Source organism: Streptomyces sp. NPDC053367, from assembly GCF_044545925.1.
In the GTDB taxonomy this organism is placed as follows: Bacteria; Actinomycetota; Actinomycetes; order Streptomycetales; family Streptomycetaceae; genus Streptomyces.
The window spans coordinates 288,231-307,760 of the sequence record NZ_JBITYN010000008.1; the positions used below are offsets into that span (position 1 = coordinate 288,231).

The window sequence follows — 19,530 nt, forward strand, 5'->3', positions numbered from 1 at the left end:
CCGCCCTGCTTTTTACAGGTACTGTCCGGTATTGGCCACCGTGTCGATGGACCGTCCGGTGTCGGCGCCCTGCTTTCCGGTGATGAGGGTGCGGATGTAGACGATCCGTTCGCCCTTCTTTCCGGAGATGCGCGCCCAGTCGTCGGGGTTGGTGGTGTTGGGGAGGTCCTCGTTCTCCTTGAACTCGTCCACGCAGGCCTGGAGGAGGTGGGAGACGCGGAGTCCCTTCTGGTTGTTGTCGAGGAATTCCTTGATGGCCATCTTCTTGGCGCGGCCCACGATGTTCTCGATCATGGCGCCGGAGTTGAAGTCCTTGAAGTAGAGGACTTCCTTGTCGCCGTTGGCGTAGGTGACCTCGAGGAAGCGGTTCTCCTCGGATTCGGCGTACATGTGTTCCACTGCCGTCTGGATCATGCTCTGGACGGTCAGTGTCTTGTCGCCCCCGTGTTCGCCGAGGTCGTCGGCGTGGAGCGGGAGGCGTTCGGTGAGGTACTTGCCGAAGATGTCCTTGGCGGCTTCGGCGTCGGGGCGCTCGATCTTGATCTTCACGTCGAGTCGGCCGGGTCGCAGGATGGCGGGGTCGATCATGTCCTCGCGGTTGGAGGCGCCGATGACGACCACGTTCTGCAGGCCTTCCACGCCGTCGATCTCGGCGAGCAGCTGCGGGACGATGGTGTTCTCCACGTCCGAGCTGACGCCGGAGCCGCGGGTGCGGAAGAGGGATTCCATCTCGTCGAAGAAGACGATGACGGGGGTGCCCTCGGATGCCTTTTCGCGGGCTCGCTGGAAGACGAGCCGGATCTGGCGTTCGGTCTCACCGACGTACTTGTTGAGGAGCTCGGGGCCCTTGATGTTGAGGAAGAAGCTCTTGCCGGCGGCCTGGCCGGTGACTTCGGCGACCTTTTTGGCCAGCGAGTTGGCGACGGCCTTGGCGATGAGTGTCTTTCCGCATCCGGGGGGCCCGTACAGCAGGACGCCCTTGGGCGGCCGCAGTTCGTGCTCCTTGAAGAGGTCGGGGTAGAGGTAGGGCAGTTCGACCGCGTCGCGGATGGCCTCGATCTGGCCGCCGAGGCCGCCGATCTGCTCGTAGCCGATGTCGGGGACTTCTTCGAGGACGAGTTCTTCGACCTCGCTCTTGGGGACGATCTCGTAGACGTAGCCGGAGCGGGGTTCGAGCAGGAGGGCGTCGCCGGGTCGGATGGTGACGTCCAGCAGCGGCTCGGCGAGCCGTACCACCCGTTCCTCGTCGGTGTGCCCGAGCACCAGGGCGCGTTCGCCGTCCTCGAGGATCTCCTTGAGGGTGACGATGTCCCCGACGCGCTCGTACTCCATGGCTTCGACCACGTTGAGCGCTTCGTTGAGCATGACTTCCTGGCCGCGCCGGAGGTCGTCGAGTTCGACGCTCGGGCTGACGTTGACCCTGAGTTTGCGGCCGCCGGTGAAGATGTCGGCGGTGCCGTCCTCGTTGGCCTGCAGGAAGACTCCGAAGCCGGCCGGCGGCTGGGCGAGCCGGTCGACTTCCTCCTTGAGGGCCACGATCTGGTCGCGGGCCTCGCGGAGGGTGTTCGCGAGTCGCTCGTTCTGGGCGGACACGCCGGCCAGGTTGGTCTGCAGCTCGACGATCCGCTCTTCGAGAATCCTCGTGTGTCGCGGAGAGTCGGCGAGCTTGCGTCGCAGGACGGCGATCTCCTGCTCAAGGTAGGCGATCTGCCCGGCCGGGTCGTCGGACCCTCGTCCCGGGCGGATGCCGCGGTTCATGTCGTCGTCGTGGGCTGCCACGGTCCTCACCTCCTCCAAGGGGAGCTGGACGCTTCCAGACCCTACCTGGGTGGGTGTCGATTGAAACCCCTAGATCACAAAGACTGTCGGGGTGTGTCCGATCTTCACCCTTGCGCTCTCCCTCGTGCCAGGGGGATACCCACGGAACGCGGTGGGGAAGCGGGCGAGGGTAGGGTCAAGGTGTTCAACACCCGTCAGGGCCTGGAAGGTTCCCGAAAGGTCCGGCGGACGGAAACGGCAGGAGAGACGACCGTGCAGCAGGACGCCGCAGTCGCCGGTGAGGCGCTGGAGGTCTGGATCGACCAGGACCTGTGTACCGGCGACGGCATCTGTGTGCAGTACGCGCCCGAGGTGTTCGAGCTGGACATCGACGGTCTGGCGTATGTGAAGGGCCCGCAGGAGGAGCTGCTGCAGGAGCGGGGGGCGGCCACTCCGGTGCCGTTGCCGCTGTTGACGGACGTGGTGGACTCGGCGAGGGAGTGTCCGGGTGAGTGCATCCATGTGCGGCGCGTTTCGGACAGGGTCGAGGTGTTCGGTCCGGACGCCGAGTGACCACATCTTTACAACTTGTCACTGATGTCTGATTTCTCACATCTGCCGGTGATCCGAAGGTGATCGGCAGATGATCTGTGGTGTCCGGGGTCAGACGCTGCGTGCCTCGGAGGGTGCGGAGCGGACGAACGTTCCGTTCTTCCACTGCCACTTCGCGTTGTCGGTGACGTCCGGGCAGCAGGTGGGCACGTCCGGCGAGGAGTAGCCGAGCAGGCTCGCGTGGACCGCGCCGGCGCGCACGGCGAGGTCCGTGACCTTCGTGCGGTCCTCGGGGTCGACGAGCATGGCGACCACGCGCGCGCGTGGGGCGCCCGCGCCCTGGGTGAGGACGTACACGCCGTCGGGCGGTGTGCTCATGCCGGCGTCGCAGTGCACGACGGCGACCGTCTCGGGCCGGCCGTCGCCGTCCAGGTCTCCGGTCGCCTTCCTGGCGACGACGAGCTTCACCGGGCCGCAGTCCAGGGGGAAGTCGACGCCTGTGGTGGCCGGGGGCGCGGCGGCGGCCGGGGCGGACTGCGGTGCGGTGCCGGGCGCCTGGGCGGCGGTTGCCGAGTCGGGCTGGGCCACGGAGGAGAGGGCCACGACACCGGCGACGGCGGTCGCGGTGGCGAGCCAGTGGATGGGGTGGGTGTGCGTGTGTGCCAGTTCCGGGACGGCGGATTGCTGCACTAGGAGTGTCTCCCGTGAGGGCTGTGCCGGTGGGGGGGTGGCCTGCATGGTGCCACACGTCACAGCGAGGGGGAACGGCGGGGGTGCCGGTTGTCACACGGGACCGGTGGGGCGGTCTGGCACGGGGTCAACGACGAAGCGCCGTGGTGGGGTTCCCGTCGGTGCACGGGAACTCCACCACGGCGCGGCGGCGTTGGACGGAGGGGAGCGGCCGCGTCAGCGGCCGGTGCCTCCGTCGGCGTTGGGGCCGGAGTAGTCCTCGCCGTAGGCGCCCTTGGCGGGGCGGCGCCGGCGCATGGGCGGCTCGACGCCGTCGGCGAGGCGGCGGGCGGTGAGGAGGAAGCCGGTGTGGCCGATCATCCGGTGGTCCGGGCGGACGGCGAGGCCCTCGATGTGCCAGTTGCGGATCATCGTCTCCCAGGCGGTCGGCTCGTTGAAGCAGCCGATCTCGCGGATGGACTCGACGGTCCGGGCGAGCTGGGTGGTGGTGGCGACGTAGCAGCACAGGATGCCGCCGGGGACGAGCGCCTTGGAGACGGCCTCCAGGCACTCCCAGGGGGCGAGCATGTCGAGGATGACGCGGTCGACGTCGGTGTCGGAGAGGTTGTCCTGGAGGTCGCCGACGGTGAGCTGCCAGGCGGGGTGCGGGCCGCCGAAGTAGCGCTCCACGTTCTGCTTGGCGATCTCGGCGAAGTCCTCGCGGCGCTCGTAGGAGTGCAGCATGCCCTGGTCGCCGATGGCGCGCAGCAGGAAGGTGCTGAGCGAGCCGGAGCCGACGCCGGCCTCGACGACGCGTGCGCCGGTGAAGATGTCGGCGAAGGCGAGGATCTGCCCCGCGTCCTTCGGGTAGACGACGGCTGCCCCGCGGGGCATGGACAGGACGTAGTCGGGGAGCAGGGGGCGCAGCGCGAGGTAGGCGACGTTTCCGGTGGTGCGGACAACGCTGCCCTCGGGAGCGCCGATCAGTTCGTCGTGCGGGAAGCTGCCCTTGTGGGTGTGGAAGTTCTTCCCGGCTTCGAGCGTGAACGTGTAGTGGCGGCCCTTGGGGTCGGTCAGCTGTACCTGGTCCCCGACCTTGAAGGGCCCGCGCCTGCGGGCGGCACCGGTCGGTTCGGACATGTGACCAGCCTACCGGGGTTTGCGGGGGCCGCCGACCACGGGTGGGATCACTGGGAGGGGCGGGCCATGGCCTTCACGAAGGCGCGCTCGACGTCGGCGGCGGACAGGACGCCGTAGATCTCGCCGGTCTCCTCGACGACGAGGTACTCGGTGGCGGGGGTGGCGCGCAGCACCTCCAGGAGTTCCTCCCCGGCGAGCTCGGCGGACACGCGCATGCCGTCGGTGAGGTCCTGGGCGAGGCCGCTGACCGGCACCCAGGGGCGGCGGTGTTCGGGTACGCCGACGATGGCGGCCTCGCGGACGAGGGAGAGGGGGTTGCCGTCGGCGTCGACGACGACGAGGGCGCGGGCGCCGGCGGCGTTGGCCTGGCGCAGTGCCTCGGACAGGGGGGTGTCGGTCTGGACGGGTACGGCGCGTCGGGTGAGGGTGCGGGCGCGCAGTTCGGGCAGGTGCTGGCGCAGGCGGGCGACGCGCAGGCTGTTGCCGGCGCCGGTCCAGATGATCGCGGCGAGGATCGCGGCGAGCAGGGCGTCCATGACGGTGTCCATGCCGACGTTGTCGACGGCGTCGGAGCCGAGTGCGCCGGACTGGGTGAGCAGCGGCAGGCCGATGAGGACGGCGACGGCGAGGGCGCGGCCGAACCAGGCGGCGGCGATGGTGCCGCTCATGGGTTTGCCGGTGATCTTCCAGACGACGGCGCGGAGCATGCGGCCGCCGTCGAGGGGGAGGCCGGGCAGGAGGTTGAAGGCGGCAACGATGAGGTTGGAGATCATCAGGCCGGCCAGCAGGACGCCGGGGACGGTGCCGGGTTCGACGGTCTGCATGGCGGCGTAGAAGAGTCCGGCCAGGACGAGGGAGAGCAGCGGGCCGACGAAGGCGAGGACGAACTCGCGTCCCGGTGTCTCGGCCTCTTTCTCGATCTCGGAGACGCCGCCGAAGAACTGGAGCTGGATGCGGCGGACCGGGAGTCTGAAGCGGAGGGCGGCGATGGTGTGGGCGAGTTCGTGGACGAGGACGGAGGCGTAGAAGGCGACCGCGAAGAAGAGGGAGACCAGGTAGCGGGCGGCGCCCAGTTCGGGCAGGACGCGGTCGAGCTGGCCGCCGAACACCCAGGTGATCAGGGCGGCGACGAGGAACCAGCTGGGTGCGACGTAGACGGGTACGCCGAAGGGGCGGCCCATGAGGATGCCGCCGCCGGGTTCCCGCCGGGCGGGGCGCCTCGCCTTGGCGTTGCCCTGGACGGGCTGCTCGGTGTGGCTGTGGGCCTGCGTGCGGTGCCCGTGCCCGGGGGTGCCGGGTTCCTGCGGGTGCGGGGCGGGCTCGCCGTCCGGGGTGGGGCGGGGGGACTTCGGCTGCGGGTCGTGGGGGCTGGTCGCGCCGTTCCCCGCGCCCCCGTCGGCGGCGCTGCTGTCCAGGTCCGGCTCGGGCTGGAGGGCGTGGGCGTCGGGCGCGTCGTTCCCCGGGGCCCTCTGGGGGGCGGGGTCGGTCGGGTCCTTGTCGTCCGGCCGCGGCTGGCCGCTCCCGCCGCTCTGGTCCACGGTGTCCCCTCGTTCGAAGCGTCCTCCGCGCCTGCCGGGCGGAGGGGTCTCGGGTCGATGGTATGCGGCCTGCCCGCCGCGTTCCGCCCCGGCACCCCTGCGGCTGGGTGACTGTCAGTGGTGGGCCGTATGGTCTTGGGCATGGAGAGCAGCACCGAGAGCGCAGCGCAGGCCGTGACGGCATCGGCCGGGGAGTCCGTGGGCTCCGTCCCGGCCGGGACGGCGATAGCGCCGGTCTCGTTGTCGCCCTCGCGGGCCAGTGACTTCATGCAGTGCCCGCTGCTGTACCGGTTCCGGGTGATCGACCGGCTGCCGGAGAAGCCGAGCGAGGCGGCGACCAGGGGGACGCTGGTGCACGCGGTGCTGGAGCGGTTGTTCGACGCCCCGGCCGCGGAGCGGACGGCGCCGCGTGCCAAGTCGTTGATCCCCGGCCAGTGGGACCGGCTGCGGGAGTCGCGTCCGGAGGTCGTGGAGCTGTTCGCCGACGACCCGGAGGGTGAGCGGCTGGCGCGCTGGCTGGGTGAGGCCGAGCAGCTCGTGGAGCGGTGGTTCTCGCTGGAGGACCCCACGCGGCTGGAGCCGGCCGAGCGTGAGCTGTTCGTCGAGGCCGAGCTGGAGTCGGGGCTGCGGCTGCGCGGGATCATCGACCGGGTGGACGTGGCGCCGACCGGTGAGGTGCGGATCGTCGACTACAAGACGGGCAAGGCGCCCCGGCCGGAGTACGCCGAGGGCGCGCTGTTCCAGATGAAGTTCTACGCCCTGGTGGTGTGGCGGCTCAAGCGGGTGGTCCCCCGCCGGCTGCAGCTGGTCTACCTGGGCAGCGGGGACGTGTTGACGTACGACCCGGTGCTCGCGGATCTGGAGCGCGTCGAGCGCAAGCTGCTGGCGCTGTGGGAGGCGATCCGGGAGGCGACGGAGACGGGCGACTGGCGGCCGCGGCCGACGAAGCTGTGCGGCTGGTGCGATCACCAGGCGCACTGTCCGGAGTTCGGCGGCACTCCCCCGCCCTATCCGCTGGAGGTGCGGCCGGGTCCCCGGGTGCCGGTGAGGGCGGCCGAGGCGGCGGCGGGCGAGCAGGGCAGAATGGGGTCGGAGTGATCCTCCGGGCAGGCCCGAGCGAAGGAGATTTGCGTGGCCATCCGCGTCCTACTGGTCGACGACCAGCCGCTGCTGCGTACGGGCTTCCGGATGATCCTGGAGGCGGAGCAGGACATCGCGGTCGTCGGGGAGGCCGGTGACGGTCTGCAGGCGCTCGATCAGGTGCGGGCGCTGCAGCCGGATGTGGTTCTGATGGACATCCGCATGCCGCGGATGGACGGCGTGGAGGCGACGCGGCAGATCACCGGTCCGGGCCGGGACGGCCCGGCGAAGGTGCTGGTGCTGACGACGTTCGACCTCGACGAGTACGTGGTGGAGGCACTGCGGGCCGGTGCCAGCGGTTTCCTGCTGAAGGACGCCCCGGCGAACGAGCTGGTGCAGGCGATCCGGGTGGTGGCGGCGGGTGAGGCGATGCTGGCGCCGAGCATCACGCGCCGGCTGCTGGACAAGTACGCGACGCATCTGCCCTCGGGTGACGAGCCGGTTCCGGACACGCTGCACACGCTGACCGAGCGTGAGGTGGAGGTGCTGAAGCTGGTGGCGCGCGGGCTGTCGAACGCGGAGATCGCCGCGGATCTGTTCGTGAGCGAGACGACGGTCAAGACGCATGTGGGCCATGTGCTGACGAAGCTGGGGCTGCGCGACCGGGTGCAGGCGGCGGTGTACGCGTACGAGAGCGGGCTGGTGCGCCCCGGAGCGCAGCAGTAGCGGCAGCGCGCGTTCTCGGGTGCTGCGCCGAAGGGCGCCTTCCCCGCGGGGAAGGCGCCCTTCGTGTGTCGTGCGAGGGGTCCGTCAGGCGTTGCTCTTGCTGATCTCCCAGAAGCGGAACACCGTCGAGGCGTCGAGGCAGTACTCCAGGCCGTAGACGCCGTCGCCGACGACGGCGTACTGCTTGGCCTGCCAGACGGGCAGGACGGGGATCTCGTCGGCGACGATCTGCTGGAGCGCGTCGTAGTCGTTCTCGGTGGCGGCGCGGTTGCTCTCGCCGGCGGTGCGCGGGATGAGCGTGCCGGTGATGGTCTTGTTGGTGTAGTTGTTGCCGAGGACGTTGCCCTTGCCGAAGAACGGGGCGGTGAAGTTGTCGGCGTCGGGGTAGTCGGGCACCCAGCCCTTGACGTAGACGCCGTACTTGCCGGCGGCGATGTCCTTCTCGTACTGGTCGAACGGCACGGACTTGACGTCGGCGTCGAACAGGCCGCTGTCGTCGAGCTGCTGGGCGATCGCCTTGAGTTCCTGGTCGGTGGCGGGGCCGTAGCGGGAGGGCGTGGACCACAGGGTGAGCTTCACCTTGTCGGTGATGCCGGCCTCGCGCAGGACGGACTCGGCCTGTTCCTTGGAGGGGCGGCCGCCGTAGGTGTCGAAGAAGGCGGTGCTGTGGCCGTCGATGCCCGCCGGGATGATCGAGTAGAGCGGGGTGGCGGTGCCCTCGTAGACGTCGCGGATGAGGGCGTCGCGGTCGAGGAGGTGGGCGATGGCCTTGCGGACGGGGAGCTTTCCGGCGACGGGGTCGTCCATGTTGAAGACGAGGTGCTGGACCTCGGCGCTGCTGCCCTCGACGACCTCGGTGCCGGTGCCGTCGGACTTGGCCTCGATGTCGGCGATGTCGGCGGCGCTCAGGCCTCGGTAGGCGATGTCGACGTCGCCCTTCTGCAGGGCCTGCTTGAGGGCGCTCTGGTCGCCGTGGAAGAACTTGAGGGTGACGCCGGAGTTCTGCACCTCGGCGCTGCCCTGGTAGTTGTCGTTGACGGTGAACACGGCCTCGTCGTCGCCGATCGAGTCGAGCTTGTAGGGGCCGGAGCCGCTGGCCTCGCCGTCCTCGCGCAGGCCGTCGGCGTCGTACTCGCGGTGGTTGACGATGGAGCCGGCACCGGAGGCGATCTTGCTGGGGAAGGTGGCGTCGGGGACCTTCAGGGTGAAGACGACGGTCTTCTCGTCGGGGGTGTCGACCTTGTCCAGCATGGGGAACATGATCGCGGGGCCGGCGTCGTCGTCGATCTTCAGCATGCGGTCGAAGGAGAACTTGACGTCCTCGCTGGTGAGCGGGTCACCGTTGCTGAACTTCAGGCCGTCCTTGAGGGTGCACTTGTAGACGGTGGCCCGGGTGTCGGAGAAGCCGCACTGTTCGGCGGCCTCCGGCTCGGGCACCGTGCCGCCCTTGGGGAAGCTGAGCAGGGACTGGAAGACGTTGTTGAACAGCAGCCACGAGCCGGGGTCGTAGCCCGACGCCGGGTCGGTGGCGAGGACGTCGTCCGACATCCCCATGACCACGCTGGAGCCGGTTCCGCCGGAGCCACCGGTCTCCGTGCCGCAGCCGGTCAGCAGGCCGGAGGCCAGCCCCGCCACGATGGGCAGGACCGGCCACTGGTTGCGCATGTTCACGTGCGTGTGCCTTGTCGTCGTTCTCGAAGGTGGCCCGGGGTGCGCCGTCCCGGGCCCCCCGGAGGACGCGGAAGCGTCAGCCGCTCACACCGCGGCCGAGCTCCCAGAGCTGGAGGGTCGAGGAGGAGTTCAGGGCGTACGCCGTGCCGGTGATGTCGTCACGGGCGGCGACGTACTGCTTGCCCTGCCACAGCGGCAGGACGGGGACGTCCTCGGCGACGATGTCCTGGATCTCGGTCAGGCTCGTCGCGGCCGAACCCCGGTCGGGCTCGCGGCGGGATTCGGGGATGAGGGTGTTGCGGATGACGCTGTTGGCGTACGGCGACTTGAGGAAGTTGTCGTCGTCGAGGAACGGCGCCAGGTAGTTGTCGGCGTCGGGGAAGTCGGGGAACCAGCCCATGCCCCACACCTCGTAGGAGCCCTTGCGCTGGGCGGGGACGAAGCTGTCCCAGGGGGTGCCCTTGATGGTGACGTCGAACAGGCCGCTGTCGTCGAGCTGCTTCTTCAGCACCTCGAACTCCTGCTTGGTGGCGGCACCGTAGTGGTCGGTGGTGTAGTGCAGGGTCAGCTTCACGGGGGTGCTGACGTCCGCCTTGGCCAGCAGGGCCTCGGCCCGGTCGGTGCTGGGGTCGCCGTACTTGTTGAAGAACGAGTTGGAGTGGCCGGTGATGGTGGCCGGGACGAGCGAGTAGAGGGGCTCGGCCTGGGAGCCGTAGACCTTGGAGACCAGTTCGCTGCGGTTGACGATCTGGGCCATGGCCTGGCGTACGGCCTTGTCCTTGACGCCGGGCGCCTCGGTGTTGAAGGCGAGGTAGCGGATCTCCAGGCCGGGCATGTCGATGAGTTCGACGTTCTCGCCGGGGTCGACGGAGAGCTTCTTGATCTGCTCCGGCGTCAGGGTGCGGCTCATGACGTCGATGTCGCCCTTCTGCAGGGCGGCGTCCATGGCGTCGGCGTCCTTGAAGGGGCGGATCTCGGCCTTGTCGTTGTTCACCGCCAGAGCGCCCTTGTAGTCGGGGTTCTTGGTGAACACGGCAGAGACCAGCTCGTCGTTGTCGACCTCGGCCTCGAACTTGTAGGGGCCGGAGCCGCTGATCTCGAAGCCGTCGCGCAGCTTGCCCTTGTCGTAGTCGGCGGGGTTGACGATGCCCGCGACGGGGGTCGACAGCTTGTAGGGGAAGGTGGCGTCGGCGGTCTTGAGGTGGAAGACGACGTCGCGGTCGCCCTGCGTCTCGACGGTGTCGATGGTGGACAGCAGGGCGGAGACGCCGGAGTCGGCCTTGATGGCCAGGGCCCGGTCGATGGAGAACTTGACGTCCTCGGCGGTGACCGGGCTGCCGTCGCTGAACTTCAGGCCCTCGCGCAGTTTGCAGACGTAGCGCTCGTTGCCGGTGTCGGTGAAGGTGCAGCTCTCGGCGGCCTCGGGGACGGGCTCGCCCTCGCCGCGGGGCTGGATCATCAGGGTCTGCACGGTCTGGCGCAGGATGTTCCAGCTGCCGACGTCGTAGGCGTAGGCCGGGTCCAGGGGCGCGGGGGCGTCCTTGGTGGCGATGAACCGGTCCGTGGTGCCGACGGCGATCGCGCCGCCGCCGTCGCTCCCGCTGTCGGCCCCGCCGCAGGCGGCGAGTACCGGCGCGAGCAGGCCGAGGGCGGCCGGCAGCACCAAAGTCTTGCGGTTCATGCTCGGGTTTCTCCACTGCTGTCAGGTCCGTGTATCACGCAAGCAGGGGTGTCGCCGCGAGACCACGGGGAAGGGGGTGATGTTCTCGCGACGAGATTAATGGGCGTGCGCTCCGGGGTTCACAGTCACCGGAGTTGAGGTTCCATCACGCTCCGAAACCGGGCGTGGACACACCGAAAACCCGACAGTGGAAGGTTTGGGTACAGCGTCCCCCCAATCCGGACACAAAGACACGGTCACGCCGTGGGAAAGGGGGCAGATGGCACACGCCGACGCCGGTGTCGAGGGCCTGCGGCGTGGGGAACGTCACATCGCCAACCGCGTTCACACCGGCTCGAATTCGGCCGCCCGGGCGCGGGTTCGATTTAGTCCGCGGGGACGCGTGCAGGCGGAAAGAAATCGGGCGGGAATCAGCCCTGCACGTCCGGTGAACGCTTAGATCATTTGTGTCATCAGACCGCGCAGAAATGCCAGGTCGACCTCTTCCAGAGAGGTCACGACGGTCCGCCGGGCGGCCGGGGCGATGGGCGCCACGGACGGCACGGCCACCACATGGCAGCCGGCCGCCTCGGCGGCGGCGACGCCGGTCGCGGTGTCCTCGACGACGGCGCATCTGGCCGGATCGGCGCCGAGCCCCGCGGCCGCGAACAGGTAGGGGTCGGGGTGCGGCTTGGTCCGCGGCACCTCGTCGCCGGCGACGGTGAGCCGGAAGTGCCGGGGGCCGAGCGAGGTGAGCACCCGGTCGATGATGCGCCGGTGGGAGGCGGAGACCAGGGCCGTCGGCACCTCGTGCGCGGCCAGCTCGGCCAGCAGCCGGGCCGCGCCGGGCATCAGCGGCAGGGCCCGGTCGATACGGTCCTCGAAGCCCTCGTTGAGCAGGACGGTCAGTTCGGCGAGGGTGATGTCCGCGCCGGTGGCCTCGATGAGGAACCCCGCGCTGCGGCTCATGGGGCCGCCGACCACGACATGGCGCCAGGAGTCGTCGAGGGTGTGACCGAGCCTGCGGAACACCTCCACCTCGACGTCCCACCAGAATCCCTCGGTGTCCACGAGAGTGCCGTCCATGTCGAGGAGTACGGCCTGCAGGGCTGAGCCCTCGGCCGTACGGGTGCCGAGTGCGGGGACCGTGGTGGTCATCCGGCGTACCTCCTTGAGGGCCGAGCAGGCCGGTTCCCGTCACGGGAACCGGCCTGCGGTGGACCGACCAGTGTACGTCGCCTGCGGCGTACGCGCCTCGTTTGAACGGCGTGGGCGCGGGCACACCGCAGATACGCCGGGGGCGGCTGTGGCGTGCCCCGCGGTGTGCCCGCACGGCCGGGCTGCGGCCCTCAGCGGGCGTTGAAGTACTTCGCCTCCGGGTGGTGGATCACGATCGCGTCCGTGGACTGCTCGGGATGCAGCTGGAACTCCTCGGACAGCTTCACGCCGATGCGCTCCGGCTCGAGCAGGTCGGCGATCTTGGCGCGGTCCTCCAGGTCCGGGCAGGCGCCGTAGCCGAGGGAGAAGCGGGCGCCGCGGTACTTCAGCTCGAACATGCCCTCGATCTCGGCGGGGTCCTCCCCCGCGAAGCCGAGCTCTGAACGCACGCGCGCGTGCCAGTACTCGGCGAGCGCCTCGGCCAACTGCACGGACAGGCCGTGCAGTTCGAGGTAGTCGCGGTAGGAGTTGGACTCGAAGAGGCGGGCGGTCTCCTCGCCGATGCGGGAACCGACGGTGACGACCTGGAGTCCGACCACGTCCGTCTCGCCGGACTCCTCCGGGCGGAAGAAGTCGGCCAGACACAGGCGGCGGCCGCGGCGCTGGCGGGGGAAGGTGAAGCGGGTGCGCTCGTTGCCCTGTTCGTCCAGGATGATCAGGTCGTCGTCCTTGGACACGCACGGGAAGTAGCCGTAGACGACGGCCGCTTCGAGGAGGTTCTCGGTCTGCAGCCGGTCCAGCAGGCCGCGCAGCCGCGGGCGTCCCTCGCTCTCGACGAGCTCCTCGTACGTCGGTCCCTCGCCGGTGCGGGCCTGCTTCAGGCCCCACTGGCCCTTGAACAGGGCGCCCTCGTCGAGCCAGGAGGCGTACTCCTTGAGCTGGATGCCCTTGACGACGCGGGTGCCGAAGAACGGCGGGGTGGGCACCGGGTTGTCGGTGGCCACGTCGGAGCGGACGTGGCCCTCCTCCGGGCGCTCCTCCACCACGGCGGTGGCGGCCGCCCGCACGCGGCGCTGCTTGAGTTCGGGCAGCTTGGCCCCGGGGACACCGCGCTTGACGCCGATGAGGGCGTCCATCAGGCGCAGGCCCTCGAACGCGTCGCGGGCGTAGCGGACTTCGCCCTCGTAGATCTCGTGCAGGTCCTGCTCGACGTAGGCGCGGGTGAGGGCGGCGCCGCCGAGGATGACGGGGTAGTCCGCCGCGAGGCCGCGGGCGTTGAGCTCCTCCAGGTTCTCCTTCATGATCACGGTGGACTTCACCAGGAGACCTGACATGCCGATCACGTCGGCGCGGTGCTCCTCGGCGGCGTCCAGGATCGCGGAGACCGGCTGCTTGATGCCGAGGTTGACGACGTTGTAGCCGTTGTTGGACAGGATGATGTCGACGAGGTTCTTGCCGATGTCGTGGACGTCGCCGCGGACGGTGGCCAGCACGATGGTGCCCTTGCCCGCCTCGTCGGTCTTCTCCATGTGGGGTTCGAGGTGGGCGACGGCCGTCTTCATCACCTCGGCCGACTGCAGCACGAACGGCAGCTGCATCTGGCCGGAGCCGAACAGCTCGCCGACGACCTTCATGCCGTCGAGGAGGGTGTCGTTGACGATGTCCAGGGCCGGACGGGTCTCCAGGGCCGCGTCGAGGTCGGCCTCCAGGCCGTTCTTCTCGCCGTCGATGATGCGCCGCTTGAGGCGCTCCTCCAGCGGCAGCGCGGCCAGCTCCTCGGCCTTGCCGGCCTTCAGGGACTTGGCGGTGGCGCCCTCGAAGAGCTGCATGAGCTTCTGCAGCGGGTCGTAGCCCTCGCTGCGGCGGTCGTAGATCAGGTCGAGGGCGGTGCGGACCTGCTCCTCGTCGAAGCGGGCGATCGGCAGGATCTTGGAGGCGTGCACGATCGCCGAGTCCAGGCCGGCCTTGACGCACTCGTCGAGGAAGACGGAGTTCAGCAGGATGCGGGCGGCCGGGTTGAGGCCGAAGGAGATGTTGGACAGGCCGAGGGTGGTCTGCACGTCCGGGTGGCGGCGCTTGAGCTCGCGGATGCCCTCGATGGTGGCGATGCCGTCGCGCCGGGACTCCTCCTGGCCGGTGCAGATGGTGAAGGTCAGACAGTCGACGAGGATGTCCTCCTCGCGGATGCCGTAGTTGCCGGTGAGGTCGGCGATGAGCCGTTCGGCGATCTCGACCTTCTTCTCGGCGGTGCGGGCCTGGCCCTCCTCGTCGATGGTGAGCGCGATCAGGGCGGCGCCGTGCTCCTGCGCGAGGCGGGTGACACGGGCGAAGCGGGACTCGGGGCCGTCGCCGTCCTCGTAGTTCACGGAGTTGATCACCGCGCGGCCGCCGAGCTTCTGCAGGCCCGCCTCGATGACGTCGACCTCGGTGGAGTCCAGCACGATCGGCAGCGTGGAGGCGGTGGCGAAGCGGCCGGCGAGCTGCTCCATGTCGGCGACGCCGTCCCGGCCGACGTAGTCGACGCACAGGTCGAGCATGTGCGCGCCCTCGCGGATCTGCTCGCGGGCCATCTCGACGCAGTCGTCCCAGCGGCCCTCCAGCATGGCCTCGCGGAACTTCTTGGAGCCGTTGGCGTTGGTGCGCTCGCCGATGGCCAGGTAGGAGGTGTCCTGGCGGAAGGGCACGGTCTGGTAGAGGGAGGCGGCGCCGGGCTCGGGGCGGGGGCTGCGCTCGGCGGGGGCGAGCTCGCGGACCCGTTCGACGACCTGGCGCAGGTGCTCGGGCGTGGTGCCGCAGCAGCCGCCGACCAGGGACAGGCCGTAGTCGCGGACGAAGTTCTCCTGCGCGTCGGCGAGCTCCGGCGCGGTCAGCGGGTAGTGGGCGCCGTCGGCGGTGAGGACGGGCAGGCCGGCGTTGGGCATGCAGGACAGCGGGATGCGCGCGTGCCGGGCGAGGTAGCGCAGGTGCTCGCTCATCTCGGCGGGGCCGGTGGCGCAGTTCAGGCCGATCATGTCGATGCCGAGCGGCTCCAGGGCCGTCAGGGCGGCGCCGATCTCGGAGCCGAGCAGCATGGTGCCGGTGGTCTCCACCGTGACCGACACGATCAGCGGTACGTCGTATCCGGCGGTCTCCATCGCGCGGCGGGCGGCGATGACGGAGGCCTTGGTCTGGAGCAGGTCCTGGGTGGTCTCCACCAGCAGGGCGTCGGCGCCGCCGGCGAGGAGGCCCTCGGCGTTCTGCTGGTAGGCGTCGCGGATCGCGGTGAAGGTGGTGTGGCCCAGGGTGGGCAGCTTGGTGCCCGGGCCCATGGAGCCGAGGACCCAGCGCTGCCGGCCGTCGCGGGCGGTGCAGGCGTCGGCGGTCTCGCGGGCGATGCGGGCACCGGCCTCGGACAGCTCGGCGACGCGGTCGGCGATGTCGTACTCGCCGAGGGCGCTGAGGTTGGCGCCGAAGGTGTTGGTCTCCACGCAGTCCACGCCGGCGTCGAAGTACGCCTCGTGGACGGAGGCCACGATGTCGGGGCGGGTGACGTTGAGGACCTCGTTGCAGCCTTCGAGCTGCTGGAAGTCCTCCAGGGACGGGTCCTGGGCCTGGAGCATCGTGCCCATGGCTCCGTCGGCGACCACCACACGGGTGGCGAGCGCCTGGCGGAGCGCGGACGCGCGGGTCCGGCTGTCGGCGGAAGGGGTCGGCGGCACAGAGGCCATGAAGGGCTCCCTCGGGTGCGACGGCTGTCGGCTTTGCGCCCCTAGGACCAGGCCTTGCAGGTCTTAGCGGTGAAGCCCGCGAGGGGCTTCCCCGAGAGGGCGCACGCCGTCAGGGTAGCCGGGACGCCGTGACTGTGTTCAGGGGCGTCCACCACCCGGACGAAGGGCCGGGCGGTCCCTGCCTGGCGGCATGTGACCCATGATGTGGCGAACGAGCGGCGGCCGAAAGGCGACCGAAAGGCGACCGACCATTAGCGCGGGGTCGGCATCGACCGGTAGTGTTCGACATTGCCGAACAGTGGATCGCGTCGAACAGCGGCACGATGCCACGGCTCGACAGTCGAAGGGGACGGAGGCAGGACGGCGATGGCACGGAACATCCAGTCGCTGGAGCGGGCGGCGGCGATGCTGCGCCTGCTCGCGGGCGGCGAGCGACGGCTGGGCCTGTCGGACATCGCCTCCTCGCTGGGCCTCGCCAAGGGCACCGCGCACGGCATCCTGCGCACCCTGCAGCAGGAGGGGTTCGTCGAGCAGGACGAGGCCTCGGGCCGCTACCAGCTGGGCGCGGAGCTGCTGCGCCTGGGCACCACCTACCTGGATGTGCACGAGTTGCGCGCGCGGGCCCTGGTGTGGACGGACGACCTGGCCCGCTCCAGCGGCGAGAGCGTGTACCTGGGGGTGCTGCACCAGCAGGGCGTGCTGATCGTGCACCACGTCTTCCGCCCGGACGACAGCCGTCAAGTGCTGGAGATCGGGGCCATGCAGCCGCTGCACTCCACGGCACTGGGCAAGGTGCTGTCGGCCTACGACCCGGTGGCGCACAGCGAGGCGGTCGAGGCGGACCGCAAGGCGTTCACGGACCGCACGGTGTGCGAGCTGGACGCCTTCGAGCACATCCTCGACATCACGCGCGCGCGTGGCTACGCGGCGGACGTGGAGGAGACCTGGGAGGGCGTGGCGTCCATCGCTGCGCCGATCCACGACCGCCGGCGCATGCCGGTGGGTGCCGTGGGCATCACGGGTGCCGTGGAGCGGCTGGGGCGTGACGGAGAGGTGCGCCCGGAGCTGATCGCGGCCGTGCGCGACTGCGCCCGCGCGGTGTCGCGGGACCTGGGCGCCGGACGCTTCTGAGCAGCCCGCAGGACGAGTCTCACCGGGCCGGGACGCCAGGACGGCGTTCCGGCCTTCGGCCTACCCTGAAATCCGATGGAAGGTGGGCATAACGCCCACAGGTGTACAGGCGTGGACGCAACGGCGATAAGCCGAGTCGATCAATAACGATCGTGCTTTCGATAACAGAACTCTTGACGGGCATGTCGGCCCGAAGCAAGACTCCCGTCCATCGGTCGGCATTGTCGAACACCTACCGGCAATACGCGTTAGAGTGTGACAACGCCAAGGGACCGGCAAGCTCTCACCCCCGAGGGCGCAGCACCCCCGAAGGGACTCGGGGTCTGCTTCCCCTGGACGAAGGACAAAGGAGTCGCGGGTGTCCAGCTCCGACATCTTCATCGGCGAGACCATCGGTACCGCCATACTCATCCTGCTCGGCGGTGGCGTCTGCGCCGCCGTGACGCTGAAGGCCTCCAAGGCCCGCAACGCCGGCTGGCTCGCCATCACCTTCGGGTGGGGTTTCGCCGTGCTGACGGCGGTCTACACCTCGGCGCCGCTGTCCGGCGCCCACCTCAACCCGGCGGTCACGCTCGCACTCGCGATCAAGGACAACGACTGGAGCAACGTCGCCACCTACTGGGGCGGCCAGGTGCTCGGCGCCATGATCGGTGCGGCCCTGGTCTGGGTCGCCTACTACGGCCAGTTCCACGCCCACCTGACCGACAAGGAGATCGTCGGCGGTCCGGGCGCGCAGGACACGGCGGCGGCCAAGGCGATCGAGGCCCGGGAGAAGGGCGCCGGCCCGGTCCTGGGTGTCTTCTCCACCGGCCCGGAGATCCGGAACGCGGTGCAGAACCTCGCCACCGAGATCCTCGGCACGATCGTGCTGGTGCTCGCCGTCCTCACGCAGGGCCTGAACGACAACGGCAACGGCCTGGGCACCCTGGGCGCGCTGATCACCGCCCTGGTGGTCGTCGGCATCGGCCTCTCGCTCGGCGGTCCGACCGGCTACGCCATCAACCCGGCCCGTGACCTCGGCCCGCGGATCGTCCACGCCCTTCTGCCCCTGCCGAACAAGGGCGGCTCCGACTGGGGCTACGCCTGGATCCCCGTCGTGGGTCCGCTGATCGGCGCGGCGATCGCCGCGGGTATCTACAAGGTCGCGTTCGTCTAAGCAAGGCATCAGCCCACGCCGTATCCCAAGGACTTCCAGGAGCACACAGTGACCGACGCTCACGCCGGACCCTTCATCGCCGCCATCGACCAGGGCACGACCTCCTCGCGCTGCATCGTCTTCGACCGGGACGGCCGTATCGTCTCCGTCGACCAGAAGGAGCACGAGCAGATCTTCCCCAAGCCGGGCTGGGTCGAGCACGACGCCAACGAGATCTGGACCAACGTCCAGGAGGTCGTCGCCGGGGCCGTCCAGAAGGCCGGCATCACCCGTGACGACATCAAGGCCATCGGCATCACCAACCAGCGCGAGACCACCGTGCTGTGGGACAAGAACACCGGTGAGCCCGTCCACAACGCCATCGTCTGGCAGGACACCCGCACCGACGCCCTGTGCAAGGAGCTCGGCCGCAACGTCGGCCAGGACCGCTTCCGCCGCGAGACCGGCCTGCCGCTGGCCTCCTACTTCGCCGGCCCCAAGGCCCGCTGGCTGCTCGACAACGTCGAGGGGCTGCGCGAGCGCGCCGAGGCCGGGGACATCCTCTTCGGCACCATGGACACCTGGGTCATCTGGAACCTGACCGGCGGCGTCGACGGCGGCAAGCACTACACCGACGTCACCAACGCCTCCCGCACCATGCTGATGAACCTCCACACGCTGGAGTGGGACGACAAGATCGCCGAGTCCATCGGCGTGCCGCTGGCGATGCTGCCCGAGATCCGCTCCTCCGCCGAGGTCTACGGCGAGGTCACCGGCGGCAAGCTCGGCGACCTGCTCGGCGGCATCCCGGTCGCCTCCGCGCTCGGCGACCAGCAGGCGGCCCTGTTCGGCCAGACCTGCTTCTCCGAGGGCGAGGCCAAGTCCACGTACGGCACCGGCACGTTCATGCTGATGAACACCGGCGAGAAGATCATCAACTCCTACTCGGGCCTGCTGACCACGGTCGGCTACCGGATCGGCGACGAGCAGCCGGTCTACGCCCTGGAGGGCTCGATCGCCGTCACCGGTTCGCTGGTGCAGTGGATGCGCGACCAGATGGGCCTCATCTCCACCGCGGCCGAGATCGAGACGCTGGCGCTCTCGGTCGAGGACAACGGCGGCGCCTACTTCGTGCCGGCCTTCTCCGGCCTGTTCGCCCCCTACTGGCGCTCCGACGCCCGCGGTGTCATCGCCGGCCTGACCCGGTACGTCACCAAGGCGCACCTGGCGCGCGCGGTGCTGGAGGCCACGGCCTGGCAGACCCGCGAGATCACCGACGCCATGACCAAGGACTCCGGCGTCGAGCTGTCGGCCCTCAAGGTCGACGGCGGCATGACCTCCAACAACCTGCTGATGCAGACCCTCTCGGACTTCCTGGACGCCCCCGTGGTGCGCCCGATGGTCGCCGAGACCACCTGCCTCGGCGCCGCCTACGCCGCCGGTCTCGCCGTCGGCTTCTGGACCAGCACCGACGACCTGCGCGCCAACTGGCGCCGGGCCGCCGAGTGGACCCCCCGCATGGACGCGGAGACCCGCGACCGTGAGTACAAGAGCTGGCTCAAGGCCGTGGAGCGGACCATGGGCTGGCTCGAGGACGAGGAGTAA

General features: G+C 69.8%; 14 protein-coding genes. 6 read left to right on the forward strand and 8 right to left on the reverse strand.

All coding sequences use genetic code 11. From position 1 onward, the window contains the following. Positions 1 to 12: 12 nt before the first annotated feature. Positions 13 to 1,779, reverse strand: a complete 1,767-nt coding sequence (arc, locus tag ACIGXJ_RS23710) for a proteasome ATPase (RefSeq protein ID WP_399648709.1) — start codon at positions 1,777 to 1,779, stop codon at positions 13 to 15. Positions 1,780 to 2,031: 252 nt separating this feature from the next. On the opposite strand from arc, the gene ACIGXJ_RS23715 reads away from it, so the two are divergent. Then, complete coding sequence (locus tag ACIGXJ_RS23715; RefSeq protein WP_399648712.1) at positions 2,032 to 2,331, forward strand: ferredoxin; 300 nt, start codon at positions 2,032 to 2,034, stop codon at positions 2,329 to 2,331. A gap of 90 nt (positions 2,332 to 2,421) precedes the next feature. Here ACIGXJ_RS23715 and ACIGXJ_RS23720 read toward each other — a convergent pair whose 3' ends face one another. From ACIGXJ_RS23720 to ACIGXJ_RS23730, 3 genes are all read right to left on the reverse strand, one after another. Continuing rightward, entirely contained in the window at positions 2,422 to 3,000 is a 579-nt protein-coding gene (locus tag ACIGXJ_RS23720) for a hypothetical protein (RefSeq protein ID WP_399648714.1), read from the reverse strand. Between the two features lie 216 nt (positions 3,001 to 3,216). Next, positions 3,217 to 4,119, reverse strand: coding sequence for a tRNA (adenine-N1)-methyltransferase (locus ACIGXJ_RS23725; RefSeq protein ID WP_399648716.1), 903 nt, complete (start codon positions 4,117 to 4,119; stop codon positions 3,217 to 3,219). 47 nt (positions 4,120 to 4,166) lie between these two features. Next, positions 4,167 to 5,657: a site-2 protease family protein gene (locus ACIGXJ_RS23730; protein WP_399648718.1), complete on the reverse strand. Its 1,491-nt coding sequence runs from the start codon at positions 5,655 to 5,657 to the stop codon at positions 4,167 to 4,169. Positions 5,658 to 5,798: 141 nt separating this feature from the next. Between ACIGXJ_RS23730 and ACIGXJ_RS23735 the strand changes: the two genes are divergently transcribed. Together ACIGXJ_RS23735 and ACIGXJ_RS23740 are read left to right on the forward strand one after the other, a co-directional pair. After that, on the forward strand, positions 5,799 to 6,755 hold the full coding sequence (locus ACIGXJ_RS23735; RefSeq protein ID WP_399648720.1) for a RecB family exonuclease: 957 nt from the start codon (positions 5,799 to 5,801) through the stop codon (positions 6,753 to 6,755). A gap of 33 nt (positions 6,756 to 6,788) precedes the next feature. Next, complete coding sequence (locus tag ACIGXJ_RS23740) at positions 6,789 to 7,463, forward strand: response regulator transcription factor (protein ID WP_356689794.1); 675 nt, start codon at positions 6,789 to 6,791, stop codon at positions 7,461 to 7,463. An 84-nt stretch (positions 7,464 to 7,547) separates the two neighbouring features. Here ACIGXJ_RS23740 and ACIGXJ_RS23745 read toward each other — a convergent pair whose 3' ends face one another. The 4 genes from ACIGXJ_RS23745 to metH form a co-directional block, all read right to left on the reverse strand. Then, positions 7,548 to 9,134: an ABC transporter substrate-binding protein gene (locus ACIGXJ_RS23745; protein ID WP_399648722.1), complete on the reverse strand. Its 1,587-nt coding sequence runs from the start codon at positions 9,132 to 9,134 to the stop codon at positions 7,548 to 7,550. A 76-nt stretch (positions 9,135 to 9,210) separates the two neighbouring features. Then, the gene (locus tag ACIGXJ_RS23750) at positions 9,211 to 10,815 is read right to left on the reverse strand and encodes an ABC transporter substrate-binding protein (RefSeq protein ID WP_399648725.1); all 1,605 of its coding nucleotides are present in this window, start codon (positions 10,813 to 10,815) and stop codon (positions 9,211 to 9,213) included. A gap of 435 nt (positions 10,816 to 11,250) precedes the next feature. Beyond that, positions 11,251 to 11,952 (reverse strand): HAD family hydrolase, encoded by a 702-nt coding sequence (locus ACIGXJ_RS23755; protein WP_399648728.1) that lies wholly within the window; start codon positions 11,950 to 11,952, stop codon positions 11,251 to 11,253. Between the two features lie 191 nt (positions 11,953 to 12,143). Continuing rightward, on the reverse strand, positions 12,144 to 15,659 hold the full coding sequence (metH, locus tag ACIGXJ_RS23760; RefSeq protein ID WP_399648731.1) for a methionine synthase: 3,516 nt from the start codon (positions 15,657 to 15,659) through the stop codon (positions 12,144 to 12,146). A gap of 366 nt (positions 15,660 to 16,025) precedes the next feature. Between metH and ACIGXJ_RS23765 the strand changes: the two genes are divergently transcribed. The 3 genes from ACIGXJ_RS23765 (at position 16,026) to glpK (ending at position 19,530) form a co-directional block, all read left to right on the forward strand. Next, complete coding sequence (locus tag ACIGXJ_RS23765) at positions 16,026 to 16,790, forward strand: IclR family transcriptional regulator (RefSeq protein WP_399648734.1); 765 nt, start codon at positions 16,026 to 16,028, stop codon at positions 16,788 to 16,790. Positions 16,791 to 17,148: 358 nt separating this feature from the next. Continuing rightward, a complete protein-coding gene (locus ACIGXJ_RS23770; RefSeq protein ID WP_399648737.1) occupies positions 17,149 to 17,946 on the forward strand; it encodes an MIP/aquaporin family protein in 798 nt (265 codons plus the stop codon). A 48-nt stretch (positions 17,947 to 17,994) separates the two neighbouring features. Next, positions 17,995 to 19,530: a glycerol kinase GlpK gene (gene glpK, locus ACIGXJ_RS23775; protein WP_399648740.1), complete on the forward strand. Its 1,536-nt coding sequence runs from the start codon at positions 17,995 to 17,997 to the stop codon at positions 19,528 to 19,530.

Bases quoted from the DNA above. Each gene is read 5' to 3' on its own strand.
- ACIGXJ_RS23725 (WP_399648716.1), bottom strand. From the start codon at position 4,119: ATGTCCGAACCGACCGGTGCCGCCCGCAGGCGCGGGCCCTTCAAGGTC.
- ACIGXJ_RS23735 (WP_399648720.1), top strand. From the start codon at position 5,799: ATGGAGAGCAGCACCGAGAGCGCAGCGCAGGCCGTGACGGCATCGGCC.
- ACIGXJ_RS23750 (WP_399648725.1), bottom strand. From the start codon at position 10,815: ATGAACCGCAAGACTTTGGTGCTGCCGGCCGCCCTCGGCCTGCTCGCG.
- ACIGXJ_RS23755 (WP_399648728.1), bottom strand. From the start codon at position 11,952: ATGACCACCACGGTCCCCGCACTCGGCACCCGTACGGCCGAGGGCTCA.
- metH (WP_399648731.1), bottom strand. From the start codon at position 15,659: ATGGCCTCTGTGCCGCCGACCCCTTCCGCCGACAGCCGGACCCGCGCG.
- ACIGXJ_RS23765 (WP_399648734.1), top strand. From the start codon at position 16,026: ATGGCACGGAACATCCAGTCGCTGGAGCGGGCGGCGGCGATGCTGCGC.